Raw genomic sequence first — 16,423 nt, forward strand, 5'->3', positions numbered from 1 at the left:
CTGACACCGCCCGCCGGGGGTCACGGGTGGCGACGCGCCTCGTCCTCCACCGGCGGCTCCTGCGTGGAGCCGCTTGGCCGGGGACGTAGCCACTCGCGGGCCCCGCCCCGTCGAATCTGGTCCTGGAACAGGCTCACCAGCGAAGCGACGAACACCAGGTTGAACACCAACTGCACCGTCACCAGCAGCCGTGCGAGTTGGCCCTCGGCGTGGATGTCGCCATAGCCGACGGTGGACATCGTCGTCATCGAGAAGTACAGGGCGTCGAGGCGGGTGGTGAGCCCATTGAACTGCCCCGGCTGCTGGACGGTGAGCAGGAAGTACCCGAAGGAGAAGATCACCAGCACCAGCTCGAACGTGAGCAGGAGGTGAACCGGTCTGAGGCGCTTCGCGGCCTGGCGCACCTCGTTGAACACGGCTCCGGCGACGGCAGCAAGGCACACGGCGCCCACCACGAACCCGAGGACCGTCCCGACGGGGGCGTCACTGGCGCTGACGGGCACCAGGAAATTGAATGGTCAACACAGCCGTCGGAAGGAGCATGCGGCTGAACACGAGGCGCCAGTTCACCGCGTCAGTCTAGGAACAGAGGGCCGCGAATATCGGATCCAGTCCGCGTCGCCGTCGCCATGGCCGGCCGCCGCCGTGCGCTTCCGTATTCGGCGGATCTGGTGTCGTAGTCGGCACCACATCCACCGCCGGAGCGCCTCCGTGGATCAGGCGAGCCTGAGAACAGATGTTTCGTCTCGCCCGGGAGTGGGTAGGTAAAGAACGCCAGGGATCAAGGATCTAGTGGAAGGCGAGGCAATGGCAGAAAGAAACCTGAACGGTCTCTTCTGCGCGACGATGCGCGACATGGACCGCGCCGAGCGCCACATCCGACGGCATGCACGCTGACGCGGTTCTGGGAGACCGCTACCGCCTCTCGCGCCTGATCGCCTCCGGCGGCATGGGCGAGGTGTGGCAGGCCCACGACGCCGTCCTCGACCGCGAGGTGGCGGTGAAGCTGCTGTCCGCGGGGGAATCCGACCCTTCGGCACTGGAGCGCTTCCGTCGTGAGGCGGTGGCCATGGCCGCACTCCAGCACCCGAACACTGTGTTGGTCCTCGACATCGGCACCCATCACAGATGGACCTACATCGTGATGGAACTCCTCCCGGGGCCGACTCTCGCCCAGCTGGTCGCCTCCCGAGGACCCCTTCCGGACGAGGAGGTGGCCGGTCTCGGGGCGCAGGTGGCGGCCGGCCTGGAGGCCGCCCACCGCGCGGGGATCGTGCATCGCGACATCAAGCCGGGCAACCTGATGCTGGGCGCGTCGGGGGAGCTGAAGGTGGTCGACTTCGGGGTGGCCCGCTTGTCCCAGGCCGCCGCATCCGCCCTGACCGCGACCAACACCATCGTCGGGAGCGCCCTCTACCTCTCCCCCGAGCAGGCAGCCGGATCGCCGGCCGACGAACGGAGCGACCTCTACGCGCTGGGATGTGTCCTCATGACTCTCGCGACGGGGCGGCCCCCGTTCGAGAGCGAGCACCCGATCGGGGCGCTCCACCAGCATGTGCGGGTTGATCCGCCACTTCTCCGCACGCGACGCCCCGGTGCGAGCGCAGCCCTGGAGGCCTTGATAAGCGAGCTGCTGGCCAAGGATCCCGACGATCGTCCGGCGTCGGCCGCCGAGGTAGCCCTCCGGCTGAGGAGCATCGAGATGTCGCTGCGCGACGCCCCGACCACCCCCGCGTCCCCTTCGCCTGAGGTCACGGCTCGGATGACCCGCTCAGCCGCGTTGCTGCCGAGCGCGGGCACCGCCCCCGCTGAGCCGCGGCATGCTCATGTGTCGAAGTCCCGGCCGGCACGGGGCAGGGCCCCGTGGGTGGCGGCTGGCGTCCTTGTCTCCAGCGCGCTCCTGGCGGCGATGGCCTTGACTCAGGGCGCGGATCCCGCCGGAGACCCGCGGACCTCCGTGGCTGGCTCACCCGCCGCGGCTGCCAGCGCCTCGCCGGTGCCATCGCCGTCGACGATGCCCTCGACGACGCCCGACGGGTCGGAGACCACCTCGCCGACACCGACCCCGGCTCCGGCTTCCACCCGATCCGCCGTCGGCCAGGACACCGCACCCCCCGTCGCCGCCGACGGTGACAAGCCGGCGCGCGGCAAGTCCGAGGAGAAGAAGCCCACCAACCCATCCGACGGCAAGGCGAAGGAGAGGCCAACCCAGGCCGGGAAGAACTAGAGGCGGCGCGTGGGGTGGGCGGATCAGAGTGTCGCGGCGGTGGGATCCGTCTTCGGGGCGAAGCGACGCGACAGGAACTCGACGAGTTCCGCCGCGTCCGGCTCGTCATCGTCGAGGAGTGTCATCACGGGTTCCAACTCCGACGCTGCGACAGGGTCCAGACCACCGAAGACACTCAGACCGGCCACCGTCGAGGCCACGCGGGTGCAGTAGTACTCCCCCGCCTCGACCCGACGGCTCCAGTCCAGCTCCGTGACCTCCTCGACCTCACCGGTCCGGACATCGCGAAGCGTGATGGAGCTGCCGGGGATCGCCGAGGCCACCTCGTACACCGACCGCCTGGTCAGCAGCCACTCCTGCGCCAGTTGCAACTCGTCGGGGGGCAGCAGAGCGCCCCTACGGTTCAGGTACTCAGCGAAGACGCCTCCCTCCCACAGGGCGACGTCGAGGATCAGGCCCTCCTCCAGCGCCCGGTCGAACCCGTCGGTCCCGTCCCAGTGCTCGGCACGTGCCTCGGCGAGCTCGAGGATGAACGGCGTGTCCTTCTCGATGAGGTAGCCGACCGCCTTCTGATAGAGCCAGTTCCAGCGCTCGGTGAGCGGGAGCTGCGCTTGCCGAAGATGGCACTGCTTGAACTTCTTCCCCGAGCCGCACCAGCACGGAGCGTTCCGCGGCAGGCTCCGTCCCTGCCCCGGCAGGAACTGCTGCAGGTAGCCGTAGAGCGGGTCGTCCTCGGCGCCGGCGCGGCGGAGCAGGGACATGCCACGGGCCGCGTCGCCTCGGTCGCTGGCGCACACGGCCAGCGACAGCAGCGCCGGGGGCCACGAGGGATCGAGCGCCTCGGCCTGTTGGTACAGCTCCTCGGCACCAAGCACGTTCCCCATCTCCTCGACGGCCACCCCCCGCATCCACCTCAACGCGACCCGCGCAGGACGGGGAGCGTCGGGCTCCCACGCACTCGTCAGCGCAGCGACGACGACGGGCTCCCCGTCGAATACGCCCAGAGCCTCGTCGAGGAAGGCCACCGCGACGGCGGGGTCCCGCAGCAGCGACACCGCCGCCTCGACGCCCTCGCCCGCGATCCCCAGGGCCTCGAAGCCTCCGAGCCCGGGGCCCTCGGACTCTCCGGCCCCCTCCGCGGGACCGACCCACCTGGCCAGAGCCTCCGAGACTGCCGTTTCCCGGGCTTCTTCCTCTGTCTCCATGGCCGAGTCGAGATCGTGGGTCATTCCGACCACGATCTGCAGCAGCTGCACGACGGCGACCGCCTCCGATTCGTCGAGGTCATGCTCCTCCTGGATGCGGCGCAGAATCTCTTCGGCCTCCCCGGCGTCGAAGTCGTAACCCTCGGTCGCGATCAGGGAGCCACGGCGCGCCACCCCGCAGGATTCGAGCTGTTCACCCAACGGGAGCTCCGGCCGACGCAGCAGGTCGTTGTCGGCCGCACACACCGCCCACACGGAGTTCTCGATCAGATGGGGCCGGTCCGGGGACTCCCCCACCATGGCGGCCAACGCCTGGCCGGTGCTCGTCCCCGAGGCCTCCTCCACCGCCAGCAGCTCAAGGCCGTCCTGCTCGACCCTCACTCCGACGATGTCACCAACACCGAGCCCGAGCCCAGCAAGGCGCCCGCGTTCGAGCAGTATCGCGCCCCCCGAGACGACCTCTGCATCGATGGCCCTGTCCAGGAGCTCAGGGTCAGACGGATACACGACGGTGGCGTCCGCGCCGTCGGTGAAGCGGTCGTACGGCGGGTCGCCGATCAGTACCTCCAGCGGCGCCAGGTCTCCCGGCGTGACGAGCAGGTCGTGCTCCACCTCAGCCTCGCTGAGCCGGTGGGTGAAGATCCGCCCCTCCAGCAGCTCAGGCAGCCACACCCACCGTTCGTCAGCGACGGGCATGATCGGCGGATCGGTCTCGACGAGGAACTCCTCGAACCAGTCCCCCTCGTCGTCCAGCGTGAGGCCAAGCGCGAGAAGACGCTCCCGCAACTCGTCCTCGTCCATGGGCCCGTGGGCGATGAGGAGGTCGCGCGCGGCGGCGAGAAGCTCTTCTGGAGAAGAAATCGGCATGACAGCCACACTATCGGGGGCCGGACATCCGTACCCTTCGTCGGCAACTCACCCCTGCCCGGCAGATGGACCAGCGGGAAGCGTCGGGCTCGCGTCGTCACCGAGCTCCGGGTGTAGGGACCAACGCTTGTGCGGCAGATCTGGTGGCGTAGTCGGCACCAGATCCGCCTGTCAGTGAATTGGCGCCTCGAGCGCATGGGACTCGAACCCTGCTCAAACGTGCTCCGACAAGGGCGTGATCCTCCGGCCTGCCGACAGCCCGGTCTGACGCATCCCCACTCAGCCATGGCTTCTCGCAGCTGGACGGTGGCGAGTCGTTGTTGAACTCACCCGTGATCTGCATCGTAGGGATACAAGGATCTGCCTGATAGAAACACTGCGATCTGCCTGATAAGGATCCCTTGCGGGGTATGTTGAACGCATGGCTTACGAACGCCGGATCTTGGATGAGGTGCTGGATGAACTGTTCCCCCACCTCGCCGCCATCTCTGTGGAAGGCGCCAAAGGTGTGGGGAAGACAGCGACTGGGACCCAACGCGCCGAGTCGGTGCTCACTCTGACCTCACCGCAGCAGCGGGACGTGGTGGTGGCAAATCCGGACTACATCACCCAGCTGCCCCCGCCACTCCTGATCGATGAATGGCAGCTGGTGCCCGAGATCTGGGACCGTGTCCGGCACGCCGTTGATGCCGACGCGACGGGAGGGCGCTTCCTCCTCGCAGGCTCGGCTACGGTTCCCGCCGGAGTCCGGATTCACTCTGGCGCCGGTCGGATCGTCAGTCTGACCATGCGCCCGTTGACCGTTCACGAACGAGGGCTGGCCGAGTCGACGGTCTCTCTCAGGGCGTTGCTGACGGGAACCCAGGAGACGGTCGCGGGTGCCTCTCCGCTTCGACTGCCTGATTATGTCGATGAGATTCTGGCGTCTGGGTTTCCCGGGATTCGCGGACTTCCGGAGCGGGCGCGCCAGGTTCAGCTCGACAGTTACCTCATCCGGATTGTTGAGCGAGAGCTGGCTGAGAATGGCGTGACGGTGCGACGCCCCGAGGCTCTCAAGGCATGGCTGACTGCCTACGCCGCCGCCACTGCGACCGACGCGGCTTACACCACCATCTTGGACGCGGCCACCGCCGGGGATATCGACAAGCCTGCCCGCAGCACGGTCGACGCCTATCGCGAGCAGCTGGCCAGGCTGTTCATCCTTGATCCCATCCCTGCATGGCTTCCCGCCTTCAATCCGCTCAAACGCTTGGCGCGTAGTCCGAAGCATCATTTGGTCGATCCAGCACTGAGCGCCAGACTGGTGGGCGTGAGTAAGCCCGGGCTGTTGGCGGGGGAAGGCAGGCGGGTCGATCAGCGCACCGGCACTTGGCTCGGGGCCCTGTTCGAGTCACTGACCGCGCAAAGTATCCGCGTGTACGCGGAGGCGGCTTGGAGTTCGGTCGGACACCTGAGAACCCAGGATGGAACTCGTGAGGTGGACTTGATTGTTGAGGGGGAGGACCATCGGGTGCTGGCAATTGAAGTCAAGCTCGCGCCCAGTGTCGGTGATAGCGATGTCCGCCACCTGAACTGGCTGCACACTCACCTGGGGGACCGCCTCGTCGACAAACTGGTGGTGACGACGGGAGACGTGGCATATCGCAGGTCTGATGGCGTGGCCGTCGTACCGCTTGCGCTTCTGGGACCCTGAGCCGCCTGGCGTCGGACTGGGATCGCGGCAAGAGAGCTGCGCGCACTGGTGCGCAGGATCGGTGGCCGACCTCACTGGACGAGTCGGACGTTGTCTCCGGTGAGGTTGGCGCGGAAGCCGCCGTCGACCACCTTCACGCTTCGCAGGACGACCCCGTCGGGCAGGCCCTCGATGCTGTGCTCGAACGTGATCAACTCCCGCAGCGCGGCTCCCAGCAGATCCGAGACGAATTGGGGGCCTCCGATGTCGATGGATGTCGGCACCATCACCAACTTGCCGCCCACGACCTCGACAGTGCCGGTGGCGCCGACGGGGAGGCTCCGTCCCAATGCCTCCACCAGGGTGTCGACACGCACCTCACCATCATCGGCGGCGCTCAGGGTGGCGTCCGGGCCGACCTGCGCGGCCACGACGTCGAAGGGGACCGTGGCCGTCAGATCGAGGTGGCGGGCGACGAGTCCGTCCGGCCCCGACACGACGTCGGTACCCGTGCCGACGACGTCGTTGAGCGGCGTTCCCGCGGCGATCACGGAACTGGCGTCCAGCGAGACGTCACCGAGCCAGACCTCGTTCTCGGCGAGATCCGGAGGCGGGGTGGGTTCCGCTATGGGCGCCGTTGTCGACGCGGCGGGCGTCGGGGCATCGGTGCTGCCCACCGGCCGCGTGATCGACAGCCAGAACAGCAGCAGCGCGAGGAACACAAGGCCGAGCATCGCAACGGCCCCGATGGCCCAGTCGAGCACTCGCCCACGCAGGCGTCGACGCGACGATGACGTGGAGGCGTGGTTGCCGTCCGGCTGGACTGGGTACTGATCAGCCATTCGCACGTGCTTTCCTGACGCGGGTGCGCCGCTCGCGCTGCAGGATGCCGGACGGCCAACTGCTCAGCGGACCCACCAGCGTGATCAGCGACGGCACGAGCAGCGCTCGGACGATGAATACGTCGATCAGGATACCGACCCCCAGCAGGAAGCCCAGTTCGCGGAACGGTCCCAGCGGAACCAGTGCGAGGAGCCCGAAGCTGGCGGCCAGCGCCAGGCCTGCGGAGGTGATCGCTCGGGTCGACTCCGGGGTGGCGACGAGGAGGGCGTCCTTCATCGACCGGTGACGGGCCTCCTGCCAGACGTGGCCGACGGCGAAGATGTTGTAGTCGGACCCGAGGGACAGCAGGAGCACCGAGCCCGCGAACGGGACGTAGAACGTGAGGTCGTCGTGCCCGAGGAAGTCCTGGAAGAACAGCACCGACAGACCCAGCGTCGCCCCGAGCGCGAGGACGCTCGACGCGAGGAGGTACAGGGGGGCGATCAGCGCACGCAGGAAGATGACCAGCAGAAGCAGGTTCACGGCAAGCGCGACGAGCCCGATGCGGAGGAGGTCGTTGGTGGTGTCCGCGATGATGCCCGAGGCGAGCGCGGTGTCACCGCCGACGTGGGTGGTGACCTGGCCGAGGTTCGCGTCGGCGGCGAGCCGCGGAAGCGCTGCTTCAACCTGCCTGAGCGTGTCGATCGCCGTCGCCTCGAGTGGCGTGCTGTCGAGGACCATGAGGAAGCGGACGGCGTCGCCCGACTCAGTGGTGAAGGCGCCGACGTCGACAGCGGCGCGGAGGTCGCCGGGGCCGATCACGCCGGCCACTCCCGGCTGGGACTCGAGGGCCTCGCCCAACTCGGCGACTTCGTCGGTCTTCTCCCCCACTCCCGGTCCCTCGAGCACGATCTCTGTCGGAGAGATGATGCCGGGAGCAAAGCCCTGGCTGGCCGCATCGGCTGCTCGCTGCGCGCTCGTCGAATCCGGCAGGGATTGGACGAATCCGAGGCCGAGGTCAAGGTTGCGCGCCTGGTAGGCGGCGGCACCCAGGCCGGCCACGCACAGCAGCACGAGGACGAAGGCGGAGCCGCGGTGCGCGACCGCCCGGGTGAGGAGGGAAGGACGTGCGCGCACGGTCGCGGGTTCGGCGATGAGGGTTCGCGGCCAGAACGCGGCGCGGCCGAGGATGGCCAGCAAGGCGGGCACGAGGGTGACGGCCACCACGAGTCCGGTGAGGACGGTGAGCGAAAGCGCGGGCCCGAACCCGCTGAAGAGTGGGGACTCGGCGACCAGCAGCGAGGCTGTTCCCGCCGCGACCGTGACGCCGGCGACGGTGACGATCGGCGTGACGGACGCAGTGGCCAGGCGGGCTGCCTCGAGGCGTTCGTGGCCTTCCCGGAGCCGGCTGCGTAGACCGGACAGGTAGAAGATGCAGTAGTCGGTGACGATGCCGAGGAGGAGTGCGACGATCAGTGGCCTCAGGTCGGCCGGGATCGACACGTCCATGACGGTGGCGGCCCATCCGGAGACGCCGAGCGTGACGAACACGGCCGCCCCCACCGAGATCAGAGTCAGCGCGGGCGCGGCCAAGGAGCCGAACGTGAGCGCCACGATCGTCAGCACCGCGAGGACGGTCACCGCCTCGACGATGTGGACGTAGGAGTTCAGGACCTTGCCCTGGGCGGCGCGCGCAGGGATAGAGCCTGTGACGCCCACATACCCGTCGGAAGCGTCCGTGAGCTGGTCGGCGGCGAAGTCCTCGACAACCTGGGTCTGCTCGAAGAAGTCCAACGCGGGGTCCGCGAAGACGAAGGTGACGACGGTGGTGTTCTGCTCACCGGCGCCGGGGAACGCGCCCTCGGCGTTGGGCACCGGGATTGCGCCGAGGAGTTCCGTGTCGTGCTTCCCCTGGTTGACTGCGATGCCACGCATGACGGCTTCGGCCTGGACCAATGGAGGCAGGCCCTCAGGGTTGCGCTGCACGATCGCCGCTCGACTCAGGAGGGGGATTCCGAACAGCTCCATCGACCGCTGCTCCGCCGCGAAACTGGCGTCGTCGGCCCCGAGCGCTTCGATGTCATTGGCAGTGCTCTGCATTGGCGGCAGAAACAACGTCGCCGCGATGGCCGCCGCCACCCATCCGAGGACGATGACCCAGCGCAGCGCGACCACTACTTGGGCATAGCCGTACCAGAGTGTCGCCATGAAGCCGCGGCGCGGCTCCACCTCGACCGGCCCAGGTGCTGCGGTCATGACGTGGGGCTGGGGCTGGGGTTGGCGCTCGAGTTGACGCTGGGGTCGGCGCTGACGGTGGGGCTGAGGCTGGGCTTCGGAGAGGCGGACTCTTCGGCCTGTGGGGTCCTCCCGGCCTGGGCAAGGCACTCCTCGGACGCCCCGTCGGCCGTCTCGCGAGCGTCTTGAAGACGGTCCAGGGTCTCCTGCAGTGCGCGCGCGTCCTGCGCCTCCACACCCCTGGCGAGGTCGTCGATGGCCTCGTCGACCACCAGGCTGTACTCCGCCGCCCGCACGCACGCGTCGGACACCTCACCCGGCTCCGTGCTCGAGCTGTCCGCCGTCGGCGACGGCGACGGCGACGGGCTGGCGCTGATGACCGACTGCGCCTTGATCGGGGTTGCCCACCCGATGCCCAGCAGGGAGACGCCAGCAGCCGCGGCCAGCGCAATCCCGGCAAGAAGGCCGATGAAAAGCATCACCCCGCCGCTGAGTGAACTGCCACCCCGGCGCGAGGCGCTCCCGCGATCGTCACCTGTCATCGATCCTCCTCGTGGTGAGGCCGTCACCTGGCCCGATGGGCCTAGCGGTACTGCGATCGTAATTGTCAAACGCGAGTGGCACCGCGTTTGCGGACAGGATCAGCACGTGACCCGGACGCGACACGGCAGTGAGGGCCGCGGTCGTCGTCGAGGAGGTGCTATTCGGCGCTCGTCAAGCTCAGGCACGCGGAGGCGTCAACGGTCGCCTAGGCGCTGGCCGAGTGCCCGGTGGGGGTGCCGATTGTGCCGGTCATCTTCGCCGCGACACGGCAACTGGCCCAGGAATGGACATTCCGGTTCCTCGGCGCGGCGTTGCGGGAGCGACGGGAGTCGCGGGCAGCCGACTGGTCATGATCCGGGGGCCCCACGCGGCTACGGTGACGGATCTGACGCCGGCCTCCACGGACTCTCGCAGCCGCGCTCTGGCAGCCATGAACGGGCCGAGCTACGTCGTGCGACGGAAGGCCCCCAGCGCATTGTCCAGGGCCTCGAGGCCGGCCCGCCTCTCCCGCACATCGAGTGACTCCGCCAAGTCAAGGGCGGCCAACACAACACCGCGCTGTGCGAGGTCGCCGACAATATCGAGATCCATCCCCGTGGCGCGGAGAGTTACTCGACCCTCGTCGTCACGGATCAACCCATGAGCACGGACCACGTCCTCGACCTCGCGGACCGCCAGATAGCCGTCGATACTGGTGGTCTCGGCCAGCCCAAGCTGCCTCCCGGCATCCGTGGCGCATACGAGCAAGCCGAGAAGGTACTGACCCGCGCTCGAATGCGCCCGATACCGCCTTACGACGGCACGAGCTCGCGCACGCTCCACGAACTCGGACGCAGTCAGTCCCCGAAGCCGCGACCTCAGACGCGACCGCTGCGTCAGCCCCAACCATGACCCATGCCCACCCGACAGCAGCGACACCGCCGCCCACGCCGTGGACTCAGACCATGCCCGCTGGTGTGATCCGCCACGCACCGCCACCAGCCGCTCCACCGAGGTCCCGTCCACGACCCCTCGCGCCAATTGGCGCAGCTCTCCCTGTGCGACCAGATACTGCACCTGCCGTGTGGACACCCCAAGACGCTCAGCCGCCTCGGAAACCATCATCAACCCCACAACAGAGAGCTTCGCAGAAACGAATAGGTTTGCCAATCCTGCATCGAGACGGCGACCACCCCCGAGCTCGCTCGTCGCTGGGCAACTCAAAGCCTTGCGGCAAGGCATCTCACAAGACGCCTGAGCCTGCCGAGCCCTTGTGCCCCATCGGGGCCGGCGTGGTCATCGAGGTCCGGGCCTAGACGATGCGTGCTTCGGGGGCGGATCTGATGGCGTAGTCGGCACCAGATCCGCCGAACCAGGGCTGGTCATCACCGGTTCTTCGGCACTACTGGGCCAGGCGGAGGCGAGACTCGCGAAAGTACGAATACCGGACCGCAAATCTACGAAACACGGTCTGAACTCGATCACGCCGTCATCCGTCGCTGATTTCGGCCGCCACCTTACGCAGCTCGGCGACAAACCCCGGCAGGTCGTCGACGGCGGTAGCGATCAACACCTCCAGGTCGACCGACCAGTAGCCATGGACAATCCGATTTCGAAGCTGGCTGGGCCTCGACCACCTCACCTCGGGGTGCGCCTGCTTCACTGACTCCGGGAGCTGCGACGCGGCCTCGCCGAGCACAGTGAAGTTCCACAGCAAAGCGTCGCGTCGTTGACGGTCGTGCGTGAGCGACTCGACTTCCAGTCCCGCCACAAGTCGTGTCGCCTGCTCGGCCGCGTCGATCATCTCGCCGAGGAGCAGCAGTTCACGCCGCGGCATAGACCGGCTCCGCCTCCAGCAGTACGTGCTCACGCAACGCAGGGTGTAGAGCCCTTCGCGCCACCAGATCCACCCTGCGCCCGAACACGACGGCCAACTCGTCCGACAGGTCCTCGATCTCCCAACCCAGACGCGCACCAGGGGCGAGTGTGTACAACAGGTCGATATCGCTGTCGGCGTCAGCCTGGCCGCGCGCAACGGACCCGAACACCTCCAGTGACGCGATCCCATACCGCTGGCATATGTCGCGCAGCCGTTGGCGATCAGGACCAACGATCTCCACAGCGACCCTCCCCTCGAACCAACACCAACAGTCTACGGCGGACGCTGAAGGTCAGCCCGCAACCGGCACGTAACCACGGTTGTGCTCCAGTCTGCGGCAACCCGCGCACAGAGTCTTCAGCCAGCCCCGCCGCCTGCAAAGCACCGCGTCGGCCCCGCACACCTCGCAGGTCCGCAATGAACGTTCCTCCGCGTCGCGGAGCAACGCATCCAGTCGCCGATGCCTGGGATCTTCGAGCGGAAGGCCCTCGGCGTCGAAGTAGAACCGCAGGGAACCGAACTTCTCTTTCACTTGCTGAACCACGTACGTCGGCCAGATCGCGGCCATTGCCGCGTCCAAGTCCACGATCAGCGGGTACCAGCCTGCGTCACAGGAGATCCACCGGCCCCACCCGTCCGGGATCCGTCGCAACAGACCCTCCAACGCCTCGGCGTAAGCGCCCGCGTCCTCGGGGACGTGGAGTGCGAACCGCGCCGGGTCAAGCTCGATCTGGCCTGTCTGGGCCAGCGTCGCCCCCACATCCTTCTCGGTGAGGTCACCCTTCGCGGCCGCCTCTGCGAGGGCTCGGTACGAGGAGCCCAGCGCCTTCCAGCCGGCCCTCTCGGTCTCGGTCAGTTCGGGAGTGACGGCGTCGCCCATACTGACGATCATGCAGGGTGGGTCCGACAGTTCCGCACGAACGCGCTTGTCTGTCCCTCATGCCGGCGACTTGATCAGCGCAGACCCACGCGGAGCCGGTCTCGGGCGACGAGCGCTCCGGCGGCAGATCTGATGGCGTAGTCGGCACCAGATCCGCCGAACAACCCCAGAGTCGGGCCACACGGCAGGCCCTCCGCACCGGGGCGAGCGCACACGGTGCCCGACCTTGCGGAAGTTGGCGCGGGGTGACGCACCCACGAAAGTGCAATGCCCGAATCAGCCATATGAAACGCGCCTGACTAAGGGAAACGCACAGTGGAGCATAGGGGACTCGAACCACTGTCTAAACGCTTCTGACTACGAGTCTAGCCAACACCGCCCGCCGCCGTGCTACGAACGTGCCACCAACCTCTCCCTGAGTCGGCTTGCCCAGCCACACCCCGCAGCTTCGCTGCTGGACTCCCCTCCATTGCAGGCATGTTGACACATATCATCCCGAATGGGACCATATGTGCGTGCGAGTGACGGTCTCAAACGCTGCCGACGAGGCGGGGGTGACCACCCATCAGGTCCGCGTCGCCCTGCGCGACGGCACGCTCCAGGCCCGGCACGCGTTCGGCCGCGAACCGGTCCTCGACGACATCGCCGTCATCGCCTGGAAACGGTCACGCTCGCGGGGCCGGCGCTGGAGTCAGCGCGCCACGCAGGCGGCACTCGACCTGCTCAGCACCGGCACCACCACCGCGTTCACCGGGTCTGAGCTGAGCCGACTCCGGCGCGTCTTGCGCACCGCCACACCCAACCACCTCGCGTATCTCGCCGGCGGTCTGGGCGGCACTTGGGCCAGATACCGCGCCCTCGAGACGGTGAAGGGACTCGACCCGATCGGCCCATCCGCAGCCAACGACATCATCCGGTTCCACTTCGCCGGTCCTCGGAAGATGTCCTTCGTAGAGGTCGAAGACCTCAACGAGTTCGAAACCCGCACCCTCGTCGCCGCTGACGGAGAAGGCGACCTCGGCGTCGTCGAGCGGCGACCCGACCGGCGAGTCGCCCGCGTCCTACTCGACACCTACCTGCTCGGAGACAGCCGCGAATCGTCCGCTGCCGCACAGGCACTCATCGAGCGCGCACGTGACCTCTGACCCGTTCGACCTGCTCGACGAGGTCGCCAACGTCCTGCCTCCAGTTCACTGGATGCTGGTCGGCGGGCTGATGGTCCACGCCCATGCCATCCTGGCCGGCGTTGAGAACAACCGCCCCACACTTGACGCCGACATCGTCGTGGAGGTCATGGCCGCCGGCAGCTACCAGGAGGCGGCGCGAGCAATCCAAGAACTGGGGTTTGAACCGCACGACCCTGTCAATCCCAACGCCCCCAGCTACCGTTTCGACCGCGAAACCGACCGGATCGACCTGATGCTCCAGGACCGGAGGAGGGCCGTGCGGTTCCGGAGGAGGACCGTGCTGCAGGTGCCCGCCTCTGATTCAGCGCTGAAGAACACCCGGGGCTTCGTCCTACCCTCCGGCTCAGCCATCCGCATCCCCACGCTGGCCGGAGCGCTGGCGCTCAAGGGCGCGGCCTGCGCCACCTCGTCGCCCAACCCGATCCGCCACGCACAAGACGGGCTGATCCTGCTCGCCTGCGCCGACGCCCTCGGCGTGCCCACCTTCTCCAAGTCGCAGACCAGACACGTCAACCGGCTGCTCCAAGATCTGAACAGCATCGAGGCATGGAGCCTCGCCGGACCGGTCGAGGTTCGTCGGGCGATGCGGGCGGTGAAAGCCATCCGCGCCGATTGGGAGGCTCCCGCATTTCTCTCAGGGGCCTAGTGAGGACCGCATAGCCGCGCTGCCTCACGAGGCACGAGGCGCAAGGAAGTCACCGTCGGGGGGTGGTTCTGTGAGGCACGCAGGGCGTCGAATAGCTCGGCTGGGCTCCGATCGCATAGGCCATTCGGGGTGGTCGGCTGGATCAACGGAAGATCCGTGTCGAGCTCGATACATGATGATCTGTCGCTGCCGACGATGACCCGGCCCCCAAGGCTTCTCCCGTCGACCTTGAGTGTTCCCGCGACAGAGAAGCTGTTGGACGTCAACTTGTCGTACCCCCACCGCCGCGCGCCCGCTCTCGGTCTGGGGGCTGAGGTGTTACGGGTGCTCATCAAGGATCCTCTCGCTCATACCCCTATGAACCCCCACGGCCGACACCCAGCGTGAGAGGGGCCATTTGAACTGCGACGGTTCAGTCGCGACCGAAGCGCTGATAGGCAGCCTGACGGGTGGTGTCGAGCGCGGCCCCGATAACGGTCCAGGAGTCGCCGGCCTCGCGGGCCTCGTGTACTGCTTCTCGCAGTTCCTGTTCGGCCTCCGCCACCGCCTTCCGGGCAGCGAGAATCCGGCGGAAGTGCGCGGCGTCGCGGGCTGGGTTCGTACGGACGTCTAGCTGGTCCAGCCCGGTCGAGTCATTGTGTGTCTTGATGGTCATGGCGTTCACCTCACCTCAGGTAGTCGTAGAACTTCGGTCGTAGTCGATCAGCGTGGATGATCCGAGTCGGTTCATCTGCAGGCACAGCAACGAGTTCCAGCAAGCGTCCGTGCTGGTCAGCCCCGATCACCAACAGGCGTTCCTGACCGTTGTATTCATACTCGACGAGCCTTATGGCGTGGTGCCAAGCATGTTCGATCTCTGCATCCGTGATCCCGTGCTTGCGCGCCGAACCGCGGATCTCCATGTGTAAAGACTACCTTTACATCCTGCCCTCGTCAAGGGAGCCTTTACACGTAGAGAGGCGATCGGGGGCCTCATGCCACGACGACCGTGAGGCCCTTGAGCGCTTCGTCCTGCTTGGGGCCGACGCTCTCGACCCGTCGTGGAAAGACGCGGCTGTAGACCTCAAGCGCCATCCGCGAGTCGCTCCACCCCAGCAAGAGCAGGACTTCCGCGATCGTGTACCCCTCGCTGAAGAGCCACGCGGCGTACGAAGCACGAAGGTCGTGCAACGTGATGTGGTCCTCCGTCGGCACCGGTAGACCCTTCCGCCACAATCGGCGCCGCTCCGCCTCCGGGGTCCGCAACCCCATATTTGCCAGCGCCCTATTGTGCCGGCGGTCTGCCTCGGCCGGCCCCATTGGCTTGCCATTCGCGACGGTGAACACGAGCTGCTCCGGCGACCGGGGGTGCGCCTCGAGGTGATCCCGCAGAATCGTGACCAAAGGTCGTCGACATCGGCAGCGAGCGGATGCCGGCCGACGTCTTTGGAACCTTCACACCCAGGCGGTAGGCAGTGCCGTCCTTGCCGAGCTCGATCGCCTGGCGCACGAAAATCCGTCGCCCCTCGAGGTCGAGGTCCATCCGGCGCAGACCTCGGACCTCACCGGATCTCAACCCGCCCAATGCAACCGTGGCCAACATCGCCACGTGCTGAGGTTCGGCCGCCTGCAGATAGCGTCGCACGTCATCCAGGTCGAACACATGACGCTGCTCCAACGCCTTCGTCTGGCGCGGGATGCCCACCCCGGCGGCTGGGTTCTTGTCGATCCATCCCCAATGCGCAGCCTTAGCCAGCAACTCGCTGAACAAGGCCAACGTTGAACGGTCGCGGCGGCGCTCAGCACCCAGCGGGCCCTGGCGCCACTGCCACACCTCGTCGTGAGTGATGGTCTTCACGTCACGCTCGGCCCCCCAGTGGGGAACGATCCGCAAACGCCAATCCTGCTCAAACGCAGTAAGCGTGGACAGAGCCAACGGCCGCGGGCGCTGTGCCAGGAACCGGTCGTAGGTCTCCTGAAGGGTTCGCAGCGTCGGCCGCCGAGCCTCCACTTCCTCGGGCGCGAGCCACTCTCCTCGCTCGATGGCCCGCTCCTGCATCCTGAGCCAATGCTCCGCGTCGCTCTTGTGCGAGAAGGTGACTGGTGCCGTCACACGTCTACCCCGGTCGTGGGGATGCACGAAGGACGCCTGATAGCGCTGGCTTGGCAGCTTCCGGACTAGTCCAAAACGTCTCATGGCTGCAGGAACCCGGCCCAGACGCGCCCAGCGCGTGCATCGAACGTGCAATGCGAAAGCTCTCTTGTGTCCCTCTGAGGACACTCGAGTCCAAGGTGAAACATA

The 16,423-nt window shown here is 67.3% G+C and carries 17 protein-coding genes; 4 read left to right on the forward strand and 13 right to left on the reverse strand.

Going from position 1 to position 16,423, the window contains the following annotated elements; translation table 11 throughout:
* Positions 1-20 precede the first annotated feature (20 nt).
* Positions 21-503, reverse strand: coding sequence for a potassium channel family protein (locus H5399_RS00365; RefSeq protein ID WP_182781056.1), 483 nt, complete (start codon positions 501-503; stop codon positions 21-23).
* Between the two features lie 383 nt (positions 504-886).
* Between H5399_RS00365 and H5399_RS00370 the strand changes: the two genes are divergently transcribed.
* Positions 887-2,227: a protein kinase gene (locus H5399_RS00370; protein ID WP_182781057.1), complete on the forward strand. Its 1,341-nt coding sequence runs from the start codon at positions 887-889 to the stop codon at positions 2,225-2,227.
* Positions 2,228-2,250: 23 nt separating this feature from the next.
* On the opposite strand, the gene H5399_RS00375 is transcribed toward H5399_RS00370, so the two are convergent.
* On the reverse strand, positions 2,251-4,299 hold the full coding sequence (locus tag H5399_RS00375; RefSeq protein ID WP_182781058.1) for an SEC-C domain-containing protein: 2,049 nt from the start codon (positions 4,297-4,299) through the stop codon (positions 2,251-2,253).
* A gap of 421 nt (positions 4,300-4,720) precedes the next feature.
* On the opposite strand from H5399_RS00375, the gene H5399_RS00380 reads away from it, so the two are divergent.
* A complete protein-coding gene (locus H5399_RS00380; RefSeq protein ID WP_182781059.1) occupies positions 4,721-5,992 on the forward strand; it encodes an ATP-binding protein in 1,272 nt (423 codons plus the stop codon).
* 71 nt (positions 5,993-6,063) lie between these two features.
* On the opposite strand, the gene H5399_RS00385 is transcribed toward H5399_RS00380, so the two are convergent.
* The 7 genes from H5399_RS00385 to H5399_RS00415 form a co-directional block, all read right to left on the reverse strand.
* Positions 6,064-6,813, reverse strand: a complete 750-nt coding sequence (locus H5399_RS00385) for an LmeA family phospholipid-binding protein (protein WP_220489537.1) — start codon at positions 6,811-6,813, stop codon at positions 6,064-6,066.
* A complete protein-coding gene (locus H5399_RS00390; protein ID WP_182781060.1) occupies positions 6,806-9,049 on the reverse strand; it encodes an MMPL family transporter in 2,244 nt (747 codons plus the stop codon). The genes H5399_RS00385 and H5399_RS00390 overlap by 8 nt, the downstream gene beginning before the upstream one ends.
* Entirely contained in the window at positions 9,046-9,570 is a 525-nt protein-coding gene (locus H5399_RS00395) for a hypothetical protein (protein WP_182781061.1), read from the reverse strand. Before H5399_RS00395 ends, H5399_RS00390 begins: the two co-directional genes overlap by 4 nt.
* A gap of 445 nt (positions 9,571-10,015) precedes the next feature.
* The gene (locus tag H5399_RS17465) at positions 10,016-10,318 is read right to left on the reverse strand and encodes a hypothetical protein (RefSeq protein WP_220490671.1); all 303 of its coding nucleotides are present in this window, start codon (positions 10,316-10,318) and stop codon (positions 10,016-10,018) included.
* 721 nt (positions 10,319-11,039) lie between these two features.
* Positions 11,040-11,387, reverse strand: coding sequence for a DUF86 domain-containing protein (locus tag H5399_RS00405; RefSeq protein WP_182781063.1), 348 nt, complete (start codon positions 11,385-11,387; stop codon positions 11,040-11,042).
* Positions 11,374-11,670, reverse strand: a complete 297-nt coding sequence (locus H5399_RS00410; protein WP_182781064.1) for a nucleotidyltransferase family protein — start codon at positions 11,668-11,670, stop codon at positions 11,374-11,376. Before H5399_RS00410 ends, H5399_RS00405 begins: the two co-directional genes overlap by 14 nt.
* A gap of 51 nt (positions 11,671-11,721) precedes the next feature.
* Entirely contained in the window at positions 11,722-12,309 is a 588-nt protein-coding gene (locus H5399_RS00415) for a hypothetical protein (protein WP_182781065.1), read from the reverse strand.
* 515 nt (positions 12,310-12,824) lie between these two features.
* On the opposite strand from H5399_RS00415, the gene H5399_RS00420 reads away from it, so the two are divergent.
* Both H5399_RS00420 and H5399_RS00425 read left to right on the forward strand, forming a co-directional pair.
* Positions 12,825-13,454 (forward strand): hypothetical protein, encoded by a 630-nt coding sequence (locus tag H5399_RS00420; protein WP_182781066.1) that lies wholly within the window; start codon positions 12,825-12,827, stop codon positions 13,452-13,454.
* Complete coding sequence (locus H5399_RS00425) at positions 13,444-14,142, forward strand: hypothetical protein (protein WP_182781067.1); 699 nt, start codon at positions 13,444-13,446, stop codon at positions 14,140-14,142. Before H5399_RS00420 ends, H5399_RS00425 begins: the two co-directional genes overlap by 11 nt.
* Positions 14,143-14,554: 412 nt before the next feature.
* On the opposite strand, the gene H5399_RS00430 is transcribed toward H5399_RS00425, so the two are convergent.
* The 4 genes from H5399_RS00430 to xerC all read right to left on the reverse strand — a co-directional run bounded on the left by H5399_RS00430 (position 14,555) and on the right by xerC (position 16,234).
* A complete protein-coding gene (locus H5399_RS00430) occupies positions 14,555-14,797 on the reverse strand; it encodes a hypothetical protein (protein ID WP_182781068.1) in 243 nt (80 codons plus the stop codon).
* Positions 14,798-14,807: 10 nt separating this feature from the next.
* Positions 14,808-15,044, reverse strand: a complete 237-nt coding sequence (locus H5399_RS00435; RefSeq protein WP_182781069.1) for a BrnT family toxin — start codon at positions 15,042-15,044, stop codon at positions 14,808-14,810.
* Positions 15,045-15,114: 70 nt separating this feature from the next.
* Positions 15,115-15,468, reverse strand: coding sequence for a tyrosine-type recombinase/integrase (locus tag H5399_RS00440; RefSeq protein WP_370585650.1), 354 nt, complete (start codon positions 15,466-15,468; stop codon positions 15,115-15,117).
* A complete protein-coding gene (gene xerC / locus H5399_RS00445) occupies positions 15,407-16,234 on the reverse strand; it encodes a tyrosine recombinase XerC (RefSeq protein WP_182781071.1) in 828 nt (275 codons plus the stop codon). The genes H5399_RS00440 and xerC overlap by 62 nt, the downstream gene beginning before the upstream one ends.
* Between the last annotated feature and the right edge of the window lie 189 nt (positions 16,235-16,423).

Origin of the sequence: Tessaracoccus sp. MC1627 (genome assembly GCF_014164725.1) — a bacterium.
Lineage (GTDB): Bacteria > Actinomycetota > Actinomycetes > Propionibacteriales > Propionibacteriaceae > Arachnia.